The organism is Legionella stuttgartensis (assembly GCF_977063405.2).
Genome location: NZ_CDRUHA020000109.1, coordinates 67462 through 89754, shown reverse-complemented (window position 1 = coordinate 89754; position 22293 = coordinate 67462). Strand labels below are relative to the sequence as shown.

The window sequence follows — 22293 nt, the reverse complement described above, 5'->3', positions numbered from 1 at the left end:
CAATTCCTAATCTGAACTTAATGCACAGCTCGTACTTCTAAGTGATGGTTTGGGCAATTATATATCTTTTGGTGGATTTTGTAGACATTAGCGAAATCGCATGGCCAAATATTTATCAATCATTTGGCGCGAAAGACTGATGGGTTTGGGGAGTTGCGGGAGTTTTTTTATAGAGAACCATTGAGCATCTTCAATTTCCGCTGCATCGATTTGAATTTCACCGCTGTCATATTCGGCAATGAAACCTAACATCAAATTACTTTGAAATGGCCAGGGTTGAGAGGAAAAATAATCCAAGTTTTTTATAGTTAATCCCACCTCTTCTTTTACTTCGCGTATCACCGTATGTTCAAGCGTTTCTCCAGGTTCTACAAAACCTGCCAGTAGGCTGTAAATTCCAGGCATAAAATGAGGCGAGCGCGCAAGCAAGAGTTCATCACCTCGCCAGATTAATGCCAACATCGCAGGTGCAATTTGGGGGAAAATTAATGAGTTACATTCGGAACATACTTTAGCTCGTTCTTTTGTACTGTATTGGGTTTGATGACCACAATACCCACAAAACTGAGTACTTTTATCCCAATGTAAGAGTTGCTTCGCTTTGGAAACAAGTAAAAAAAGATCCTCGTCGCCCAGCAATTCATGAGCCTGCCGAATATGTTGAAACGTAGTATCTTTGGATAGTATCTTGGGTTGTTCATGAATCTGTACAGCAAAACAGGGAGTACTTCCATATGTTCCTAAATAAATTTGGCGCTCAATAAGGAGATTAAGTGCGCTCAGGCTAAAAAATTTGGGTATCGAATGGTTCTGTAAAAGAATGTCTTCACCATGAAAGATAAACCAGAATGCGGGTTCAACAAATGAAGTGGGAGGATGAATTTGTGATGTAAATGGTTTTGACATAAATAGAATCCAGAATGTGTACTACATAATAAGTGTACATAATGGTTTTGTGGGTGGTCAAATAGACTCTCGCTGTTTTTTATTCCCACCCTAACCCTCTCCTATAATGGGAGAGGGGATGGTATTGAAGTTATCTCATGAGGACAATTGAATCCCTTCACCCCGTTGGGGAGAAGGTGCCCATCGGGCGGATGAGGGGAGTAGAAATCCCCCTAAAACATCCCATTACTATTCGCTGACTCCGCAGGAATTGGTTGAATAACATCCCAATGTTCATAAATTTTATTGTGTTCCAGGCGGAAAATATCAACGATAGCACGTCCTTTCGTCCCAGGCTCTAATACAGAATGGACATGCACAATCACATAATCTCCTTCAGCGAAAATTCGTTTGATTTCACTATGTGATTGCGGATAGGTACTCTTCAGATAATTAATGTAATTTTTAAAACCGTCAATTCCATCTTGAGCTATGGGATTATGTTGGATGTACCAGGCACCAAGGTAGTTTTGTGCCGCATCAAAGTCCTTTTCATTCAAGGCCTTTTGATAAAATTGGGTTACAATTTGTTTATTCGTTTCCTGAAGTGCTCCTGCAATGCCAGAAACTGAGTGTATTAATAAACCACTGGTTAAGAGTGACAACAGTATTTTATTCATTATTGCTCCTTATTAATCAAACAAATTGATTATAAATGGCTATTTAAATTAAAAAAGCGCATAATTTTGACTAAATATATCTAATATTTTGATGGATTCGAGGGGCACTATGACGAAAGTAACTCTTGAGCAATGGCGGGTATTACATGCTGTAATTGACGAAGGAAGTTTTGCTAAAGCAGCAATGAAACTGCATAAAAGCCAATCAAATATTAGCTATACAATAGCAAAACTTCAGGACATGCTCGGTTTACAATTACTCCAGCTTGACGGACGAAGGGCGGTGTTGACCGAGCAGGGTATTGAAATTCTAAAATTATCACGCCAAATTACCAGAGCGGCAAAAAATGTAGAGAATGCCGCAGTTAATTTAAAATCAATTTTTGAAAAATCGCTCCGACTAGCCATTGATGAGATTTTTCCATCCTCTGTATTGATGATGGTGTTGCAACAATTTGCGCAGCAGAATCAACACACCAAACTGATTATCACTCATGGGTTGTTATCAGGTCCTAGCGATCAATTAATTAATGGTGAGGCTGAATTAGCTATTATTTCAAAAATTCCAGAAGGGTATACAGGCAATAAATTGATGGATGTTCATTTTCTTCCCTATGCTCATAAAGACAGTACTTTGCATCAAAAGCAGCTCACTCTCGAAGATCTTTATGATGAGCGCTACCTCATTGCCCAGGATTCTGGATTAAACAAAAAACGTGATGAAGGCTGGTTAGGCTCTGAATTCCACTGGAAGGTGAGTACTTTGGAAATGAAGATTCAATGTGTGGTCCATGGGATAGGTTTTGCCTGGTTACCGCAGCAAATGATTGAAAATCGAAATCTTCCCATCCTTCCTTTGAATATGGAAGAAAATAATATCAGAACTTATCCCGTTTATTTAGTGCACCACCAACCTCAAGAAATGGGGCCATCAGCAAAACATTTAATTGAGCTTTTTAAAAAATACACGTGCTCCTAGAGCTCTATTTTTAATGAGGCCAAATGAGATAATGACATCAGTGTTAAATTGACATATAACATATAAAGGAATGAATCAAAGTCTCCTAAACACGAGAAAAATATGAACACTGCGAAAAAATACCTAATCAGCGGTTTAATGATTTTGTTTTCTGTTTCAGCAAGTAGTATGACTGAAAATGTTTCCCAAGCTGAATCAGATGCCGCGCGAATTTCAATGTTGGAGAAGGCGTTGGCTCCGCAAAAACTGGAGGAAGTCGCCGCTTTGTTTGCAAAAGCCAACAAAGAACGAAATGGTGCAGTCCAATTCATGTTGTTTTCGGAACAATTAAAAAGCAAATTTAAAGATCGCTGGCCTTATTGGGTTTCTGGTGTTTCCAGTCCCTGGATTACGTCTTATGAAATTAAAAAAGTAGTTCAAAGTAAGAACACTTGGAAATTTAAAATAACGTACCAATGGGCAACCGCGGATGGACCATTTAATCCTCCAATGGTGCAAACAATCCTAGTAACACCTGTTCCTAAAAACATGAGCGCATCGCAAAAATTTTGGATAACTGAATTTAATGAACAATAGTTAAAAAGAACATGTTCGTCATTCGTGCTAATACTATAATTATTTTAAGTACTTGTTTAAGGAATAACAAATGCATAACGGAGAAGAAGTAATAAAAAAAGATTTTCAAAGTATTTTACTTCGAAATGGGTTTTCTACTCAGGAATTTAAAATAACGATAAAGAATGGCTCAAGTTATGATCCCAATCAAATAGTCAGCACCCAAGTGTGGATTACCATTGAAAAAAATTCGATACAGAAGAAATATGGCTTATACCGAACTAATTGGCCATATGATTTTGAAACAGATTTAAATAATGGTTATTTTAACATCTAACCAGATTGCCTGGGTAATCCCCCCAGGCATATAAAAACATCAAATTACCAAGCGTCTTTTCTAGCTATTTCTGCTAAGTCCTATGGATGCAGCGACTGCTAAAGCCAGCCCCACTCCAATTACAGTAGGCGAGAAAAAGTTATATCGGTTGGCTGCTCCATTCTCTGGAGATGTAGTTTTTGCACCATTTACTTGTGGCGTATTAGAATTTTGGTCATTTATGGGTTTTGCTTGTGCTTCTAAAAACTTACGTTCTGCAATTTTGTCTTTTGAATCATAAAAAACTGGCTCGGTTATAAGCACTTTCCCACTCGGTGTTAGTGGTTTTCCTACTATAGATGAGGCTTCAATTTCTGAATACCCACTTTTCATCAACTCATGAATTTCTTTGTCTAATACTTCTTGGGTTGGAGACGCACTGGTAGTAACTTTAAGAAAACTCTCATCAACCTTTCCTTCAGTTTTACCATCATTCCAGTGGACACTTTTTTTCTTTGGTGCTTCAATAGTTGATGATTCTTGCTTCTCTTTCATATAAACCCCATTCAATATACATTGGCTAAAAGTAGGCCAATTTTAACAATCAATAATTAAGGAAATATGAAGAAACTGTATTTTTTTAGTTCTTTGTGTTTCAAATATAATAAATTCGATGTGTTTCTAAATTTTGGACTCAGGTTTAAGTGAGCAACCTAATTGTTTTATTCAACTATAATAATAAATAACATTTTTATATTGGCCAAATTCCATTTAGGTTTAGATGAATACGCATCAAAAAGTATAATAATAGGGAGAAATGGATGCTTATCGATAGGGGACACTATGCTGCTTATGTCGCAGAGCGCTCACCTACTTGGCGCGTTTTTTTCCCTCCTGCAGTTCTATCCTTAATCTGTATCTTAATTGAATATAAAACTAGTTTTCTTGTTTTCCATGTCCTGGTTGAGTTAATTTCGGTGTTTATCGCCTTAACTGCAATGACGGTAGCAGCGACAACGACCCAATTCACAAAAAATCAGTTTGTGGTTTTTATTTCTTTAGCAGCCGGTTGGTGTGCATGTATCGATATTGCTCATCTTTTAGCTTATCAAGGAATGAACTTATTACCGCGTGGTGGAGGGAATCTGAGTACCCAGCTTTGGGTTTCTGCGCGAATCATTCAAGCTTTATCTTTTCTTTTTGCTATTTATTTTTTTAGACATACCATGAGAATTTGGGTGGTTAATCTTTTTTTCTTTTTTATTATCCTCGCTATTTTTACTGCTATTTTCTCGGGTTATTTTCCTACGACCTATATTAATAATTATGGAGTTACTTGGTTCAAACTCTATTGTGAATGGAGTGTTGTCCTCATCCTATGCATGACCCTCATCTTGCTTTGGTATGAGAGAGCAATGATGTCGAGAGAGTTGTTTTTTTATATGAGCTTGAGCCTTATTTCGATGATAGGTTCTGATTTAGCATTGTCTACTTATAAGAATTTATTTGGTTTTGAAAATATAGTTGGCCATGTATTAAGAATATTCTCATATTGGTTTATCTACATTGCGTTGGTGGTACAAACATTACGTCATCCTTTTGCAATGTTGGCACGGGTAGCAACGACTTACGATAACATCCCTGACCCCACTTTTATTGTTCAATCAGACGGCACCATCAGCCAAGCAAACAGTGCTGCTGGAGCATTCACTCATATAAAACCTGAAGAATTAGTGGGCTTATCTTCCCATATGCTTTTTCATAATAAGTCTATAGAACCAGAGCAATGCCCGGTATGCTCTCAATTGTCTATTTCAAAACGTCAATTTATTCTGGAAATTGAGACTGAAAAGAATGAATGGGTAGAATGCAGCATGTCATCGATTGATTCTGATTTTTTTCCTAATTCCTGGGTACAAATAGTAAGGAATATTACTGTGCGTAAGGCTCTTGAAAAAGAGCGAAATAAATTGACTTATGACTTAGGTGAGCGTGTTAAAGAACTTCGTTGTCTTTATATGATTGCTAATTTAATTGCACTTAGCCACTTGAGCATTGGGGAATTATTTACTCAAATTGTCAATGTATTGCCAGATGCATTTCAATTTCCAAAGCATATGGTTGCAATAATAAAAAGTGATTGGGGGGAGTTTAGTTCAGACCTAAATGTGGATATGGATAAACTGCTTTATCAATTAGAAAAAGAGTTTCTAATTGAAAACCACTCTATAGTAAAAATAAGCGTCGCTTACCGCTCGCAACCACCACAATCCACAACTCTTTTTCTACCTGAAGAATCAACGCTATTGGATTCAGTAGCGACGCTATTGCAAAATGCGCTAACACGATTGTACTCGGAACAAAAGGCGACGGAGGCCGAAAAACGATTTAAAGAAAGTGAAGAACACTTCCGGGCATTTATTGAACAAGCACATGTTGGCGTATATATACGGAGTAAAAAAAAGTTTTTGTATGTAAATCCACGCTTTTGTGACCTGGTTGGTCGAACAGAGGCAGAATTGTTATCCATGGGACTGTTGGATTTAGTAGAGGACAATCTCATTAAAAAATTAATTCTCAAGAATTGGCGGCTATTAGAGCACGGCGAATCGAGTATTGCCTATAACCTTCCTTTAAAAAGAAAAAATGATGGCGCCTCTCTAATTCTAAGGGTTGATACGACAGTTATTTCCTGGAATGGACATTTCGAGTATCTTTCGATAGTGGATGATGTTACTGAGATTCAACATGCGAAAGAGCAAATCGATCAATACATTAATCAGTTAGAGACGGCAATAAAAGGGACTTTCATGGCAGTTTCCAACATGGTCGAACTTCGTGATCCTTATACTGCAGGTCATGAACGTAGAGTAGGATTAATAGCGAAAGCAATTGGTGAGGAATTGGGATGGTCCCCCGAGCGTTGTGCCTCGTTAGAGCTCATGGGATTGGTTCATGATATAGGGAAGATTTCAATACCTGCTGAAATTCTCTCCAAGCCAACCCGACTTACTGAGATTGAAATGGAACTCATGAAGATACATCCCCAAGCAGGTTATGATATTTTAAAAGATGTTCCACTTAAAGAACCTGTTGCAGAAGTCATCTTACAACATCATGAACGACTTGATGGCAGCGGTTATCCTCGAGGATTAAAAGGAGAAGAGATTTTGCCTGAAACCTTGGTGGTTTCTGTAGCAGATGTTTTGGAAGCGATGACCTCACATAGACCGTATAGGCCCGCATTAGGCATTGAGGCTGCAGTAGCAGAAATAAAACGAGGTAGGGGTGTTCTTTATGATACAAAAGTTGTGAATGTAGCATTGAAGTTGATTGAAGAGAATAAACTTCCACTCCACCCATAAAAGAACCAATGACCGCTCCTTCCAGCATATAAGACAATGAGTCAAGAAAAAGCGTTCTTACATATTCTTTAATTAGACAAATCCTATGCAATATCACTATATTAATAATTATATTCTTAAGCTAAAGGTTGATGTATGTTTCGAAAAACTGCTCCTTGTTTTTTCGCAGTGGTTATTGATGCTTTAGGTTTTGGTCTTGTTTATCCAGTAATGACAGCACTCTTTACAGCGAATCATAGTCCGGTTTTAAGTGCCGATGCCAGCCTTGCTATGAAACATTTTTATTTGGGATTAAGTTATATGCTCTATCCTTTATGCATGTTTTTTGGCACTTCTTTTATGGGCGATTTATCTGATGTTTGGGGACGAAAAAAAGTATTGTTATTATGCATGCTGGGGATAACCATCAGTTTTTTGTTAATGGGAATGGGAGTCGCCTTCTCTTGTTTGAGTTTATTACTTATTGGCCGAGCTCTTTCTGGGTTAATGGCCGGTAGCCAACCCATAGCTCAAGCGTCTATTGCTGATTTGAGTACTCCTGAAACCAAGGCCTTAAATATGAGTTTAATTTCCATGAGTTTTAGTTTTGGTTCTGTTCTTGGTCCCTTGCTTGGTGGAGTCATGTCCGATCAACAATTACTCCCGTGGTTTACATTTACTACCCCCTTTCTAATGGCCGCATTGCTTGCATTTATTGCTTGGATTTGGATAGAACTCGGATACCAAGATACCGCTTTAGTTCTATCCCATAAAAAAATTTCTATTTTTCGTCCAATCCAAATTTTTATTGAAGCATTTCAACATCAATCGGTTCGTATGCTGGCTTTAGTGTTTCTATTGATGCAAATGGGATTTAGTCTTTATTTTCAATTCATCATTGTACATATGAAGATGGTTTATCATTACACCAACTGGCAGTTAGGAGCAGTACAGGGGATGATTGGTTTGGGTTTTGCTATTGGTATTTTAATTGGCATGCCTTTATGTGTGAATCGATATAAAGTCCATCACATTGCTGTATTGACCCTTGTCCTTACCGGTCTGGGGCAGTTACTGGTTTATATTATTCCTAATTCGTTATTACAATGGCCCTTGGCAGTAGCGATTGCAACTTTCGATATTATGGCGTTTGCCTGTTTATTAACGTTATTTTCTAATGCGGTGGATGCACAATCGCAAGGATGGGTCATGGGAATATCGGGTGCGGTGATGGCATTTGCCTGGATGGTCACGGGTTTTGGTTCCAATTTATTATCCCTTTTGACCAGTGCGGGTTTGATTGCTGTAGGTGGCATATTACTACTTGTTTCAGCGGTACTTTTATTAAAAAATAGAACTGTGTAGTAGAGAATGCTCCGTAAATAATATTTGTGGGGCTTCCTTTTTTTATGTAAAATTATTACTCACCTTGCAGGAGAGTAATAAGCGATGTACAAACCTAATATATTAATAGTCTGGTCTAATTATTATAAAGATTTAGCGGAAAAACAGTTGGATGTTTGTTTAAACAAATTAAAGCAATATGACTATAATTATCAGGTTGAAACGGTGGAAGCCGGAACCTATGAAATCCCGACGGTGATCCAACATTACCACCGCGTTAATCCCTTCGATGGTTATTTGCCATTGAGTTTATTACTTAAAGGTAAAACCGATCATTATGAGTTTATTTGGGAACATGTTAAAGAATGTTTTATTCAATTTGCTTTAGATGGATTAACCCTGGGTAATGGAATTATTTCTGCTCCAAGTATGGATATTTTATGCGAGCGGGTTGAAAACGGAGAGCGAGTGCAAGAAGCAATTAATGCGGTTGATTATTTAATTCGTTTTAAGAATAAACAAAATAAAAAAGTTGCGTATGCCTAAAATTCTAATTATTTCTTCTGGTGTCCATAAAGATTTAGCAGCAGAACAGCTGGAGCTCTGTGTAACCCTGGTTAAAAATGCAGGTTACGATTATCAAGTGGAGCTATTACAAGCCGGTGCTTATGAAATTCCGTTTGTAATTAATACGTATCATCAAAAAAATCCTTTTGATGGTTATATTGCTCTAGGATTAATCCTTAAAATAAATCTAGATCACTATGATAATATCATGTCTCATATTCGCTATTGCTTCACTCAATTTGCTCTAAACGATATTGTAGTGGGAAATGGAATTATTACTGGCTCAACCATTGAAGAGTTAAGTGAAAACGTTCGCAGTGCAAACCCCTGTCATTCAGCTTACCCATCCGCGTTTAATGCGGTAGACTGTCTTATTAAATTGAAAAACAAAATAGCACCTACTGCGTCCTGAGGAGTCTTCAAAAAGTTCCTTGCCTAGCATTTCCCCCGGGTATGGCTTGTGCTTTCACCCGGGCTACGATACAAATTTCCTTAAGTTCATTCCATTGAGAAATTGGCTACTTCAACTCAGGTACCTTGGGTACATTTTCTAATTGCTTTGTGGGCTTACGCGCAAAAAAAGAGCCCAGATAACCGAAGAGAGAGCGATTAGAAGGGGGTTCTGCTTCTTCTTTAACCTCGACGATTTTGGGTTCCGGATACAAGTTTTCCTGCACCATTCTAAAACCCGAAAAAACGCTCTTGAGGACTAGAGGTAACAAGCTCAACATAATCAGCATACTGGCCAAGTTGGTCGATTCGTTAAATAAAGCATAATTGGTTAAGGATTCCAAAACCGCAATAATTAAAGCAATTCCTATAGTATTGGAAATCAAGGTAGATGCATTGATATTCCTATTATCCATCGGTAAGTCGGCGCTTTGATTGATCTCATAAAACGCAATCCATAACCACAACAAATCAAAAGCAACGCTATACCAATGCTGCTGTTGCATTTCTGAGACATTAGCTCCTACTGCTTTAGCCAAATCAAACGTCATTTTTCCACTTTTGAGTGCTAAGGCCATTGTAGGTTTTTCTTGTGAATTGGCTAAAGGAGCGAATTGCTGTACAAACAAGCTCTGAGGAAGATTAATATCAAAAAGTTCATAAAAGGTTTTTTCAGAACCAAATAATCTTCTGAGTTGTTCCTCGCTGATATTCGATAACGCATCAACCCCGGGTGCAAAAGTACCGTCATCAGAATGATGAGCAATGACCATGTTCGAATTTTTCATCATCATTACATCATTCGTCCCATCTCCATTGGCAACGACAAAATAATTATGATCTTTAAGAAAACGCGCCAGAGTACCTTTCCCCTCCGTACTCATTTCTGCAAAAATAATTACAGGACGTTTTGCTTTATCTCGGGCCATTAATTGTTGAAAACGCGCTAATATCGCTTCATTAACACCCGCGAATATAACCGTCGAATCAGGAGAACAAAGTTCTTCACTTAAAAGGTTAAGGGTCTCCTCTTCAATATGGGCAGCTCGAATAGTGATAATCTTTTTTGCATTTTCCGGACATAATACTTTGGCAATATTTACTGCCGCTTTTGTGGTATCACCGGTCGCTACAAATACCGGAACCGATATTTCTCTACATTGCGCAATAAATTTTTCTGCACCTTTTTTCACTGGATTATCAATAATAAATGTGCCGTGATATTCCAAATTTTTAAGCAAGTCTGGATGTTCTAGAAGGAAACGTTCAATCTCTTTTTTATCATCTATATCAAATAATTTCTTTAAAATCGTAAAGTCGTGTTCATTAAGTTCGGCTTGGGCGATACACCAATCACGGGATAAGACCGCAGTGCGACTTTGCATCTTAGTATAGTCTTGCAATAAAGGTGTTTTTTGAAACGCCTCGGCTTTAGGTACTCCACAAAAGACAAGAGCAAAATGCTCCCCATCCTGGACAAGGGTAAGTCGTCCTCCGAACGTACGATATAAACCCAGATGAAACGTCTCGATCTTTTTTTGTTGTTCTGTAGCAGTAATCACCTTTCTAAAATGATTGTTACCGAGAGTAGTTACTTCCAAACAGTCTTTATCTGCCAATAAGGTTTTGAATAATTCTAAAATAGCATGTTCTTCGGGTTCTAATTCCTTTTTATTGTTTGTAAAAGCATAGCAAAATACTTCAAATGATTTACGCCATCGTGCCTCTTCAGGTAGAAGCATATCTTCTTTTCTTTCCTTGAGGAGCTGTTGAACTTCGGGCGACATATCGGAGGTCCATAAACCGAGCACATCCATTCGTGTCGTAGTCAGGGTTCCTGTTTTATCCGAAATAATAGCGACACCATTGGAAAACTGCTCACGATAGTATCCGCCTAAGGCATTACATAAATCCACAATTCGCAGTGCGTCTATCGTCTCAAAAGGTTGATCTCCTAAATTACTATTTAATTTTTTCATCAAGCGGCTATTTACTGTTTCACGTAAAAAAGCTTCAGAAAAAGGAATCATTGTTTGAAAAAGAGTAAACATTAGCCTGAGGGTTTCTGCAGGCATTTGAGTAATATCTCTTTGTAAGAACGCTGCCATAATTATGGAGCCTAAAATAGAATATAAGACGTTTCTTTGTTTGCGCTGTGCAATCACTTTATTAATGACGGCTTCTTTTTCATAATTGCTGTTTAATAACAGTTCTTTCTCGGGTTTGATTTGAATAAAAATATTGTTCTGACCGTATGTATTTAACTTATCACCAACTAGCACTCCAGCTTGTTTGCCATCCCTTACTGCATACAAATCCACTTTTTTGTAATTTGAAGTAAAATCCGGTTTGGTATGATGTTCAATCCAAACATCTTCACCATTTTGGGCTTTAAGATTGACGCTAAATTTTTTTCGTTCCAACGTTTTTGTAAAATCACCTTCTAAGTTACGTTGTAGGGCAATCAACTCGCCAGAAATTGGTACACAATCTAAATTGATGCTTTCATCACAAAGTACCAAATCACCCGTACGCAGCTGATAGCGGGGTATTGAAACAAACTTTGGACCACTCGCAGTAAATCTTAAAACTTGATGTAGTTTATGATTGTATTCGTAATCATGGTCCAACTTTTCTTGCTGTACACGCATTTTTTTTATGGTTGATGGGGTCAAATCGGCTAATAATGCAGGTAAGTTACGAAATTTTTGGACAATTCGGTCGGCATAACGAATGTTGTGAGAAATTAATCCTAATTGAAATGCGCGCGAACTGACCATCAATTCACTGGCGATAAAATGATTTATTTGAAAATAAAGATTGGATAAAGGGGTTAGACCACTGGAAATCACTGCGGTGTCTGAGCGTTGTGCTCCGCGATTGTACTGAAAGCGGACCAGCAACTCTTGTACTTTTTGAGTAAGATAAGAAATTCCACTTGGAACCACTAATGCACTCGCTCCCAGTCCGGCAATTAACGAATATTCATCAGAAATTTGCTCATTGAGTAAAAAGGTAGTGCCCTTAAAAACGGAACTGTACATATAAACGATTGCGGTAATTTCACTGGCCATAGCAATAGATAGTGCTGGACCGGCATTAAGTTTCTTATCGGTAATTCGATTTAATGCACAATAGCCCAATATAGCGGCACCATAAATAAATTTGATAATAAAATCATACTCCGGGCTTCCGACGAGGTATTCACTAAGTTGCGGGGTTAAATAATCACCAATTAGTAATGCTGATCCTGAGTAAATCGCTGGCCATATGTATTTTTTAAAAGTACTCCAATCCATAGAGTCTAAAGAAAAAGTCCAAGCTAGTGTGTTATAGAGTTCTTTCACCCTGAGTGAAAAAAAATTGCTGATCTCAGTTGCTGTGCTTCTTATGTAGTACGTTCGATCGGGTTCGGCGTGTTGTATTAATTGAAGTGCTAAGGCTCTGCTGTCGCCAGGATTTGTTTTTGAATTATTTTTTGAGGGAGGTATTTTTGTTTGCATAGTAAATCCTTTTGTGTACACCAATAAACGCCATTGGATATTTAGGGCCCATCTTGATAATTAACTTATCTCTAAAAAAGGTTCAAGTGAATTTTAATAAAAATAATTATAAAAATGCGTTAGTTAAGACGATGAATTTTATGCAAGCAGTGGAAGTAAGCATAGGCTACCACCTATGCTTGGTTGATTATTTAAGGTTGCATATCCAAATTACGTTTAAGTTCTGCCGTGGGTTGTGGCTTAACTGAATTAGCAAAGAATCCTTTTTCTGCAACCAGCGGTTTATTTGCTAACGCCACTTTATTACCTGCATCCTTGGTTTTTTCCCCCGGAATAAACATAATATCCTCTAATTTTTCCGTGCTCTTTACATACTCCTTCATACAACAATTATGCGCTTTCAAAGTATCCAATAAATTTCCGGAAGCGTCTATTTTTAAAGAACTTTCTTCATCGATACTAAAGAGCTCACCTTGATGATTCAGTCCATAGCGTGAAGAAATAACCCCTTTATCTGTACTGGATACCAGGGTAAATGTAAGCATTCCTGATACTTTGGCACTACTTTCACGTATCACAAAAGGATAATCATCATGCTTTGCCAGAACGGCCTTAGTTTGCGAGGCATCTGCTACAAAATAAGGACTTTTCGTCAATTCATCGTAAAGAGCTTGTCCTTTTGAAATTTCTTTGGCCTTGGGTTTCGCTTTTCGTACTTCTTTTTCGGAAACTTGCGTCATTAGTTCAAAATGCATAGTCAGAGTAGCAAACAGTCCTTCAGGAAGAATCGAAATTTCAATTTGTTTCTCTTCATCAACTGCGAATAATTTACCCTCCATATCCAAACCATATCTTATGTGAGCCATATCCTTTCCAGCCTTTTGAACCGCAGTGAAGGTGAGTAAACCTTGAACTGGGTGTGTGCTTGGATGGATAACAAAAGGGGCATGGGGATGTTCAGTAAAGAATTGTTTAACTTCCTCGTGAGAGTTGATAAATAGTCCACGTTGAGCAATATCTTTTATAATAGAAACTATTTTTTCTTCAGGTTGTACTGGTACTGTAAATTCTTTAAGAATTTCTGCAAGATGGTCTAAGGCATGAAGATTTTCATGCATTTTTTTAATGCAGAATCTATAATTAGCTATTGGTGCTCCTACTCCAGAAATTTCTGCTTTTAGACTAACATCTTCTCCAGCATAGGCATTTAAACGTAAACGGACATTTTTAGGTATCAAATGTGGATGTTTGGTAAAATAATCTTTTAAAGTAAACAATATATCCAGTCGATCGTCAAAAAAATCAAATACTATGGTTTCATCTGGATGATCTGCTGCAGCTTTTTGCATTTGCGCAAAAAGAATGGTTCTTTTATATTCATCTACTTTGTCTACGTCCAAAGATATATGTTTATGGATATTCTTTCTAGAGTCCATCCATGTATTATTCTTAATCTCATCCATTATGCGATTAAATGAGGTACCACTTTCTAAGTCTCCTTCTATATCCGCAAGCATTAAAGGATCTAAGTTCATACCTAGGGCGTTGCAAATGGTTTCTATTGCTGGGCAACAAGAACCTCTAAAATTGTATATATAGCCACTATTCATTAGGTCTATACTATAGTCTTGCCGGGTAGAACCAATGAATGCGTAGACTGCTGAAGATTTAGCATTTCCTTTTTTAATCCAATCCAGGAACGTTCTGTTTGTATCAAGAACCGCATTACCCAAATGTTTAGTTAAATCCTTATCGGGAAGTGCAGCATATTTTTTGTTAAATAAACATCCATCAAAATCGAAAGATAAATAGCGTATGGTCATTTGAGTACCTTAAAAGTTAATTCGTAATTAAAAATGAAAAATAAATAAGTTTTGAATTAATCTTTAGCCTTAAGGAACCTTATCAATTTGGGTGAATGTTGAGGTGTAGAAATGATTTAAGAAAAAGGTTGCAAACAAAATAAAATACCTAAACCTTGTGTAGGTTGAGTTTTTGTTAAACGCCGCTGATAAAACTTAAAAAATCTATTCAACAAATCCAATTTATTGATTTGAGATCGCTTAAGTTGTATCAGTCCTCCGATCATACAGAAGTCATTTTGGGTCCTTTATATTCCCAATCCGCCGCATGAATAGTTTTAACAATGGCTGCATTTTATAATTAAATTCTTAAGAGAATATTAAATTAATTAATCTTTTTGTATGTTTATCAATCTACTTGACCCGGGATTTGATTTCAATGTAAAGGAATGGTTTTCAAGAGTTTTAAAATGAGCAAAAGGGGCAAGCATAGCTAGAACCATGCTTGCTAGGTATTACTCAAGGGTTCATATCCAAACCACGTTGGAGTTCAGAGGCCGGTTGCGGTTTAGCAGCGTTTGCAAAGAATCCTTTTTCTGCGACCAGAAGTCTATTTGCTCCTTTGGCTGTATCCGTGTTCTTTTCACCCGGAGTAAACGTAATATCCTCTAGTTTTTTCGCCTTCTTTACACGCTCTTTTAACGAACGACTTTGCTCTTCTAAAGTTTCCAATAAATCCCCGGGAACCTCTATTTTATAAGCATTTTCTTCATCGAGACCAAAGAGCTCCCCCTGATGATTAAGGGCAAAGCGTGAAGAAATAAACCCTTTTGATGTATCGGATACGAGGGTAAATGTGAGCATTCCAGGGAGTTGGGTACGACTTTCACGAATTACAAAAGGTAATTCGTTGTTATTTTTTAGAACGGTAGTCGCGTCTTCTGCATGGACAACAAAATAAGGACTTTTTATAATCTTGAGGTAAAGAGATCGACCCTCCGAAATTTCAACCTTAGGTTTAGTTTGAATTGCAGGCTTGCGTCCTTGTTGATTCTTTCCGGGTAAAAGCTGCTCCAGTTCAGGATACATTTCGATCATCACTTCTTTAAGTGCATTCGCAACCATATTTAAGTCGCTAATATTTTCTTGCATTTGTTTTAAACAGCTTCCATAGGAAGTGAGAGGTATCCCGAGTCCCTGAATTTCCGCTTGCAAGCGAACATCTTCTCCCGCATAGGCATGTAATCGTAAATGCACATTGATAGGGATCATATGGGGATGTTGGGTAAAATAATTTTTTAATGTATATAATATATCCATCCTATCGTCAAAAAAATCAAAAATGATTTCTTCACCGGGATGCTCTATTGACGCTTTTTGCATTTGTGCAAAAAGAATAGTTCTTTTATATTCGTCGATTTGGTTAATGCTCAAAGAGGCATGTTTATGAACTTGATTAGTGTCATCCATCCAAGAGTCATTAATAATTTCATCCATTATACGTTTGAAGGAAGTACCACTTTCCAAATCGTCCTCTATATCCGCTAGCAACATGCGATCCAAGTTGATGCCGAGATGTTTACAAATGGTTTCCATGGGCGGACAACAAGAACCCTTAAAATTAACCCAAGAACCACTGTTTATTAGGTCGGTATAATAATCTTGTCTTGTAGAACCAATGAAGGCGTAGGCGGCTGAAAATTCAGCATTTCCTCTTTTAATCCAATTTAGAAAGCCTTTATTAGCAGCAAGAACCGCATCACCCAGATGCTTGCTAAAATCGTCATGAGGTAATTCACAGTATTCTTTATTAAATAAACATCCATCAAAATCGAAGGATAAATAGCGTATAGTCATTTGTGTACCTTAAAAAGTTAATTCGTAATTTAAAATGAAAAATAAATAAGTTTTGAATTAATCTTGAGCCTTAAGGAACCTTATCAATTTGGGGTGGATGTTTGAGGCGCAGAAATGATTTAAGAAAAAAGCGCAAACAAATATAAAATAGCTCTAACCTTATTTATGAAAGGCTGAGTTTTTGTTAAACGCCGCTGATAAACTTAAATAAATCTATTCAACAAATCCAATTTATTGATTTAAGATCGCTTAAGTTGTACCAGTCCTCCGCTCACACAGAAGTCATTTTGGGTTCGTTACTCCCAATCCGTATGAATAGTTTTAACAATGGCTGCATTTTATAATTCAATTCTTAAGAGAATATTAAATTAATTAATCTTTTTGTGTGTTTATTAATCTATTGGTTGTATTTGTGCTAAATTTGTATAAATGAAGTTAACAATGCGGCTCAGCGTTCTTGAGACAAATGGATGCTAGTTAAAATGAATACTTTTGATACAATAGCAATTGAATTTGATTTAACCCATCTCAGCATCAAGCAGGTTGCTCTTGACGAATTGAGTATTAATGCCCAGGAGAAAAACAAACTTTATTGGGTTCATTGTAACTTAAATCAAGAGGGCATTGTTAATCAATTAGCAGAAAAACTAAGATTACCCACCCATGTCATTCAATTATGCTCTGAGGAAAATAATTTAACCAATCTTATTGATAATGATAATGCGCTCACACTGCAAATTAAATGCTTGTCTTCGCTTGAGTTAAATGAGGATAATGAAATCAATTTGGATAGCTTGGTCATTCATCTTACCCCAAATTATTGTTTTACCGCGTCGCATGAATCTCTGCCTGTTTTATTTGAGTTCTTCAATAACTGCTCGAAATCAGTTCATTATGCCAAAACACCTTGTTTTATATTATTTTTATTTCTGGAAGGAATTATTAATGATTATGCTAAGGTTCTTTTGCATTATGAAGAACTAGTAGAGCAGTTCGATTCTTTATTACAAACAACGTCTGAGAATCTTTATAAAAATGTCGCAGAGGTAAAACACCAAACATTGCAAATTAAACGTTATTTGATTGCAATAAGAGAAATTTTAATGCGAATTACCAGTCGAAATATTCTAGTTATTTCTGAAAAGTGCCGTTCTTCCTTATATAATTTGTCGAATCATAGTCACCTTATCATCAACGAAGTGGATTCAATTCGTGAGTTATTAAATGGCTTATTGGGGCAAATCGATAATGAGTTGATGCAAAAAATGAGTGAAACGATGGCCATACTCGCAGCATTTGCAGCTATTTTTTTGCCGTTAAATTTAATCACTGGAATTTATGGAATGAATTTTGTCTGGATTCCTGAATTACATTGGCAATACGGATATTTTGGGGCTCTGGGTTTAATATTTATTTGTGCATTATTCTTGTACCTTCTGTTTAAAAAGAAGAAATGGTTGTAAATCAACATAGGAGATATTCCCTAAGGACAATGCTGTTTAGCATAAGAATGAAAAGGATTCTTTTCCTGTTGTTTGAGAAGTTGCTTATCCAATAAAGAGCGACCACTATCGATATAAGCAAATGCATGAGCAAAATCTCTGAGTTCCATAGTAAAAGTGGAGCGTTCTACAGGTGAGATGGTGAGGTTTGTGGTTCCATTTTCTTGCTGTTCTATAGAATGTCGCCCTCCATAAAAGAAATAATGTGAAAACCAATTGCGGTTTTCGTGATGTGGATTACGGAGAATAACAAATTTTCGATGCGATATTTTGCTTTCTTTGATGCCAATCAAGGCATAGGTATGCTGCATGGTAATCCCTTCTGGCGGATTCTCTTTCGGACTACAGACAATGGGTTTTTGTTCTTGATGAGCACTTTTTATGGAAAGAAACAATTGTTCTTCATCATAACTGTACTTATTATCTTCCGGTAAAATTGCATATTTATCCAGCCATTGTTCTACAGCTTCGATTGCTTTAACGGGGGGATTGATGCTGTTTTCCATTCGCTCCCTAATAAAGGCGATAAAGATCTTCTTCGTTAAAAAGAGATGATTTTTGAGTAATTGTTCAAAGTGTTTTTGTTGCAAATGAACCCAATTCCACCATACGTTTAATAACGCAGGTTGATTATCAAAAATATACTGACACATATTGGAAATACTGGCTAATTTATCATATGGGCGCAAAAGAAAAATTAAGGAATAAATATCTTTACCATTACAGCCATATATCACTTGTTTATATAATTCGGAAAGAGAACCCTCCGCTTGTTTGGGGGTTGCGATGGAATCGTTAAAACCACCAAGAAACGCTTTTAGAGCATTCCGACTGTCGCCACTTGTTAAGGTTTTATTGTAATTACCCCCCATAAAAGTTACATAAGCCTTTTCTAGAAAACGAACCCAGTTTGGACCTGAACTCAAAATGCCCCAGGAAGTCGGAAGTGATTTTTCAAGGATAAGCCATTGGGGCTCGTCGTCTTTAAAAAAACGAACATGGATTTTATTTTTGTGCTCAATCATTGCATCGCGAATATATTGTTCTCCGTTGGGCAAAGCAATGATGGCATTAATCACTGAAAGAAGATAACAATCGCCACTCCGAGCACCTTGAGCAATGTGGGAAATAGATAGTCTTTTGGGGTAAAGAGGTGTCAAATTTTTTTTGTGCTGAACTGTAAAAAAAGAATATTCTCCCTGAGGATTTGCGCGTGTTCTCGTAAGTAATCGTCCATTAGACGATTCGATTTTAATGGTTTCAAACTTATTTTCCATAACTTGGGTGCCCCATTGGCATAAGTAATAAAGACCCATAGACGTTCCTTCCTCTCTTATTGAGTGTAGCGCATTGAAATTTATTTGCTCGATGAATTATATTTTAAATTTATGATTATTAAATATAAAATTTAACTTTTAATGGATCAATATGTGTATTAATTATTTTTAATTGATACAAAATACACCGTTTATCTAGAGTGAGTTATCTGATACGAGGTGCACAGATGAGATTGATTAATCTCGGTAGAGGAATTGACTCCCATCAATGTCATGGCAATACTCATCTCATTGCGAATCAGTTCGAGCATATGTTCGACTCCGGCTTGACCTCTTGCTGCTAAAGCATAAACCGTAGGCCGTCCTATAAGCACTGCTTGAGCCCCTAATGCAAGCATGCGAATGACATCAAGTCCTGAGCGGATTCCTGAGTCAACTAGGATGGTTATCTCGGAGCTTACTTTATCTGCTATCATCGGCAGGGCTTTGACTGTAGATAATACCCCATCAAGTTGCCGACCCCCGTGATTAGAGACGATGATTCCATTCGCACCGAACCGCACGGCATCTTTTGCATCCTCGGGATCCAGTATTCCTTTAATGAGCAAAGGCCCTTTCCAAAAATTACGTACCCATTCGAGATCTGACCAACTTATCTCGGGATCAAAATTGTTATTTAACCATCCAATATAATCTTCTAAACCAATCCTTTTGTGTAAATAGGTTGAGATATTTCCCAAATCATGTGGACGTCCCATGAGGCCAACATGATAAGCCCAGGAGGGTTTTAGCATGGCTTGCAAGAAACGACGTTCGTGAGCAAATGGACCCGCCATGCCTGAGTGGAGGTCTCGATAGCGTGCGCTGGGTGTCGACATATCTACTGTAAATATGAGATGAGTCACACCACAGGCTTGGGCTCGCTCAAGAACATTCTGCATAAAACCGCGATCTTTAAGAATATAAAGTTGAAACCAAATAGGTTGAGTACTTTGGCTCGATACTTCCTCTAAAGAGCATAGAGAAACTGTCGAGAGGGCAAAGGGTATGCCCTTTTGGGCCGCTGCTTTGGCTACTTGTACCTCGCCGCGTCGAGCATACATTCCTGTAAGTCCTACCGGACTTAAGATGATTGGCATCGCCAGTTTTTGTCCTAAGAGTTCTGTTTCAAAATGGGGATGTCCTACATTTCTTAAAATACGTTGGCGCAATAATACCTTCGCGAGGTCTTCAGTATTTGCCTTAAGAGTTTGTTCCGTGAACGCGCCACCTTCAATGTAATCAAAGAGAAACCGGGGTAATTTTCGTCGAGCAGCTTCTCGATAATCAGCGATAGATGAAATGATCATATTCATGCCCAATTTATTATGTCAGCACAGCAACAAATGGATTAGCTCCCCCAATTCCTTACAAACCTCTTCGTTTTCTAATTCAGATTCCTACGACGAGGCGTTAAAAAAGCCAGGACAATTGCGATAATAAATAACGCAGGGACATCTCCATATAAATGAGCGAAATGTTGTGGATAATAAAATGACTGGATGGCCATAATACCCCCATGCACGAAGCTGGACCAAACGGTAAACCAAATCAGACTTAGATGTTGAAGCGGATTTTTTGCTGCCATCAGCAAGAACACCCCTAATGTTGCATAGACACCTAATATCATTTGCAAGTAGACGTTGTGTCCGGATTGGTGCCAAGCCCATCCAGATGGCCATAAAAATGTTAAAGGATATACAGCGAAGATAAAAACCAGTCCAAAAATAATTAAGGCCATTCGAAGCATTGTGTAGCCGTTTTTAGCGTCCATGATAACTCCAGTTGAAATGCAACGTTTCTATGTTCATTATAGCAATACGAACTTAATTCAGGATCGTTGAACCGCAGATGGATGTAGCCTAGGTGAAGCGGGGGAATCCGGGTTTCGATCTTTAGGATCTACACCCGAGTTACCTTTATTTTGCAAGTTGGGGTAGATTATCTAATTGTATTTTCACAAGTTTTGTAATTGCTTCTAGCATTTGCTGGCATGACTCAGGATTTCCCGGAGATTGTTTATAAATAATATTTGCTATAAATGCAGATAAAGCCTGAGATATTAAATTATTATTACGAAAATGAGGTGGCAGTTTTTCCACGGATTGAACCAAAGAGGTTAATAAGTTTTGCCCTATAAAATTCATCGCTTTGGAATAATCTTCATTTGTTAAGGTTTCAGCAGGCCGGGGGTTTTCATCTGTTGTCATGTTATATCCTGTAATTTTTGATGAAGTGGAATTATAGAGTTTGCCTCAAAGCACTTCAATGCCTGCTGTTATAACTTTAAAGTTTGCTGAAAAGAAATGGATTGTTATACGATAAATCATCATCAATTTGTTCGTTAATTGTTTGGTTTGATTGTATCTCGCTTATGTTATCGACAGGAGAATAGACTCCATGACTTACTCTAGGATGGCGGGATTCAATGCCCTGATGCAACATTCCTGTAGGATCTAATATGATTAACTCGCCTTTCCCTGTTAAGTTAAACGCGACACTGCTGCCAAATAATGGAGTAGGCTTGGCCCCTTCTTGAGTCAAAATTTTGAATGTTTGTTTGTAACATATACTGGGTTCATCGGTGCTGCTTCCCGTTCCTACCAAAGTAACTTGTCCAATTAAGTCCGACCATAAGAGTTCCCTACCGGAAAGCTCTTGGATGTCAGATAAGATTCGATCTAATTCTTCTTGAACGGTTTCTTTAGTTGTACGCTCACCAAATATATGACCCATATAATAACAAGGAGTTCCTTTTTCATCCTTGGTGACGACTAAAATTCCAGTGCAATGGAGAATACCTTCTGTACCGATAACATCTATATCGCCTTCCTTAAATCCGGCGCCTGCATCAGCACCCACTCTATAGCAACTCAGTCCCTTCATGCTCGGAAGTTGATCTGAGTTGGATTCAAAGAAGAGTGAAAAATCGTTGCATTGTTCTATGAGTGCTTTGATTTCTATCTCGCTCTCATCTTCCTTTTTCTTCTTGAGACTTTTCAATAGTATGGCAGCTCTCCAATATTCTTTTTCATCAAGTTGTGACAATAATTCTATAGCCTCATCCAGCTTTTTATATTGGGATAGTTTTGTATAATATTTTGACATTTCATGAAGTTTGATATTCTCTATATCCAACAGAACTATTTCATGCTCTTCTACAGTTACAACTATCGTTTTCATTATATTGCCT

The 22293-nt window shown here is 37.5% G+C and carries 19 protein-coding genes; 8 read left to right on the top strand and 11 right to left on the bottom strand.

The window, feature by feature from the left end:
- Positions 1 to 87 precede the first annotated feature (87 nt).
- Positions 88 to 906: an NAD(+) diphosphatase gene (gene nudC, locus ACWTEW_RS35215; protein WP_454782643.1), complete on the bottom strand. Its 819-nt coding sequence runs from the start codon at positions 904 to 906 to the stop codon at positions 88 to 90.
- Between the two features lie 212 nt (positions 907 to 1118).
- A complete protein-coding gene (locus ACWTEW_RS35210; protein WP_454782642.1) occupies positions 1119 to 1565 on the bottom strand; it encodes a nuclear transport factor 2 family protein in 447 nt (148 codons plus the stop codon).
- A 109-nt stretch (positions 1566 to 1674) separates the two neighbouring features.
- Between ACWTEW_RS35210 and ACWTEW_RS35205 the strand changes: the two genes are divergently transcribed.
- The 3 genes from ACWTEW_RS35205 to ACWTEW_RS35195 all read left to right on the top strand — a co-directional run bounded on the left by ACWTEW_RS35205 (position 1675) and on the right by ACWTEW_RS35195 (position 3436).
- On the top strand, positions 1675 to 2544 hold the full coding sequence (locus tag ACWTEW_RS35205; RefSeq protein ID WP_454782641.1) for a LysR family transcriptional regulator: 870 nt from the start codon (positions 1675 to 1677) through the stop codon (positions 2542 to 2544).
- A gap of 102 nt (positions 2545 to 2646) precedes the next feature.
- Positions 2647 to 3120: a hypothetical protein gene (locus ACWTEW_RS35200; RefSeq protein ID WP_454782640.1), complete on the top strand. Its 474-nt coding sequence runs from the start codon at positions 2647 to 2649 to the stop codon at positions 3118 to 3120.
- A gap of 70 nt (positions 3121 to 3190) precedes the next feature.
- Entirely contained in the window at positions 3191 to 3436 is a 246-nt protein-coding gene (locus ACWTEW_RS35195) for a hypothetical protein (protein WP_454782639.1), read from the top strand.
- 60 nt (positions 3437 to 3496) lie between these two features.
- Here the strand turns inward: ACWTEW_RS35195 and ACWTEW_RS35190 are convergent, their stop codons facing one another.
- Positions 3497 to 3970 (bottom strand): hypothetical protein, encoded by a 474-nt coding sequence (locus ACWTEW_RS35190; protein WP_454782638.1) that lies wholly within the window; start codon positions 3968 to 3970, stop codon positions 3497 to 3499.
- 266 nt (positions 3971 to 4236) lie between these two features.
- Here ACWTEW_RS35190 and ACWTEW_RS35185 point away from each other — a divergent pair, with 266 nt between their 5' ends.
- The 4 genes from ACWTEW_RS35185 to ACWTEW_RS35170 all read left to right on the top strand — a co-directional run bounded on the left by ACWTEW_RS35185 (position 4237) and on the right by ACWTEW_RS35170 (position 9082).
- Complete coding sequence (locus tag ACWTEW_RS35185; RefSeq protein ID WP_454782637.1) at positions 4237 to 6780, top strand: MASE3 domain-containing protein; 2544 nt, start codon at positions 4237 to 4239, stop codon at positions 6778 to 6780.
- A 135-nt stretch (positions 6781 to 6915) separates the two neighbouring features.
- Positions 6916 to 8124 (top strand): MFS transporter, encoded by a 1209-nt coding sequence (locus tag ACWTEW_RS35180; RefSeq protein WP_454782636.1) that lies wholly within the window; start codon positions 6916 to 6918, stop codon positions 8122 to 8124.
- Positions 8125 to 8208: 84 nt separating this feature from the next.
- A complete protein-coding gene (locus ACWTEW_RS35175) occupies positions 8209 to 8649 on the top strand; it encodes a 6,7-dimethyl-8-ribityllumazine synthase (RefSeq protein ID WP_454782635.1) in 441 nt (146 codons plus the stop codon).
- The gene (locus tag ACWTEW_RS35170) at positions 8642 to 9082 is read left to right on the top strand and encodes a 6,7-dimethyl-8-ribityllumazine synthase (RefSeq protein ID WP_454782634.1); all 441 of its coding nucleotides are present in this window, start codon (positions 8642 to 8644) and stop codon (positions 9080 to 9082) included. Before ACWTEW_RS35175 ends, ACWTEW_RS35170 begins: the two co-directional genes overlap by 8 nt.
- Before the next feature lie 106 nt (positions 9083 to 9188).
- Here ACWTEW_RS35170 and ACWTEW_RS35165 read toward each other — a convergent pair whose 3' ends face one another.
- The 3 genes from ACWTEW_RS35165 to ACWTEW_RS35155 form a co-directional block, all read right to left on the bottom strand.
- On the bottom strand, positions 9189 to 12623 hold the full coding sequence (locus ACWTEW_RS35165) for an HAD family hydrolase (protein ID WP_454782633.1): 3435 nt from the start codon (positions 12621 to 12623) through the stop codon (positions 9189 to 9191).
- A 191-nt stretch (positions 12624 to 12814) separates the two neighbouring features.
- Positions 12815 to 14446, bottom strand: a complete 1632-nt coding sequence (locus ACWTEW_RS35160) for a hypothetical protein (RefSeq protein WP_454782632.1) — start codon at positions 14444 to 14446, stop codon at positions 12815 to 12817.
- 498 nt (positions 14447 to 14944) lie between these two features.
- Entirely contained in the window at positions 14945 to 16282 is a 1338-nt protein-coding gene (locus ACWTEW_RS35155) for a hypothetical protein (protein ID WP_454782631.1), read from the bottom strand.
- A 482-nt stretch (positions 16283 to 16764) separates the two neighbouring features.
- Between ACWTEW_RS35155 and ACWTEW_RS35150 the strand changes: the two genes are divergently transcribed.
- The gene (locus ACWTEW_RS35150) at positions 16765 to 17745 is read left to right on the top strand and encodes a magnesium transporter CorA family protein (RefSeq protein WP_454782630.1); all 981 of its coding nucleotides are present in this window, start codon (positions 16765 to 16767) and stop codon (positions 17743 to 17745) included.
- 20 nt (positions 17746 to 17765) lie between these two features.
- Here ACWTEW_RS35150 and ACWTEW_RS35145 read toward each other — a convergent pair whose 3' ends face one another.
- From ACWTEW_RS35145 to ACWTEW_RS35125, 5 genes are all read right to left on the bottom strand, one after another.
- Positions 17766 to 19100, bottom strand: coding sequence for a C2 family cysteine protease (locus ACWTEW_RS35145; RefSeq protein ID WP_454782629.1), 1335 nt, complete (start codon positions 19098 to 19100; stop codon positions 17766 to 17768).
- Between the two features lie 152 nt (positions 19101 to 19252).
- Positions 19253 to 20410, bottom strand: a complete 1158-nt coding sequence (lldD, locus tag ACWTEW_RS35140) for an FMN-dependent L-lactate dehydrogenase LldD (RefSeq protein WP_454782628.1) — start codon at positions 20408 to 20410, stop codon at positions 19253 to 19255.
- 77 nt (positions 20411 to 20487) lie between these two features.
- Entirely contained in the window at positions 20488 to 20874 is a 387-nt protein-coding gene (locus ACWTEW_RS35135; protein WP_454782627.1) for a DUF6632 domain-containing protein, read from the bottom strand.
- Positions 20875 to 21019: 145 nt separating this feature from the next.
- Positions 21020 to 21310: a hypothetical protein gene (locus ACWTEW_RS35130; RefSeq protein ID WP_454782626.1), complete on the bottom strand. Its 291-nt coding sequence runs from the start codon at positions 21308 to 21310 to the stop codon at positions 21020 to 21022.
- Between the two features lie 76 nt (positions 21311 to 21386).
- Complete coding sequence (locus ACWTEW_RS35125) at positions 21387 to 22283, bottom strand: hypothetical protein (protein WP_454782625.1); 897 nt, start codon at positions 22281 to 22283, stop codon at positions 21387 to 21389.
- Positions 22284 to 22293: the final 10 nt, after the last annotated feature.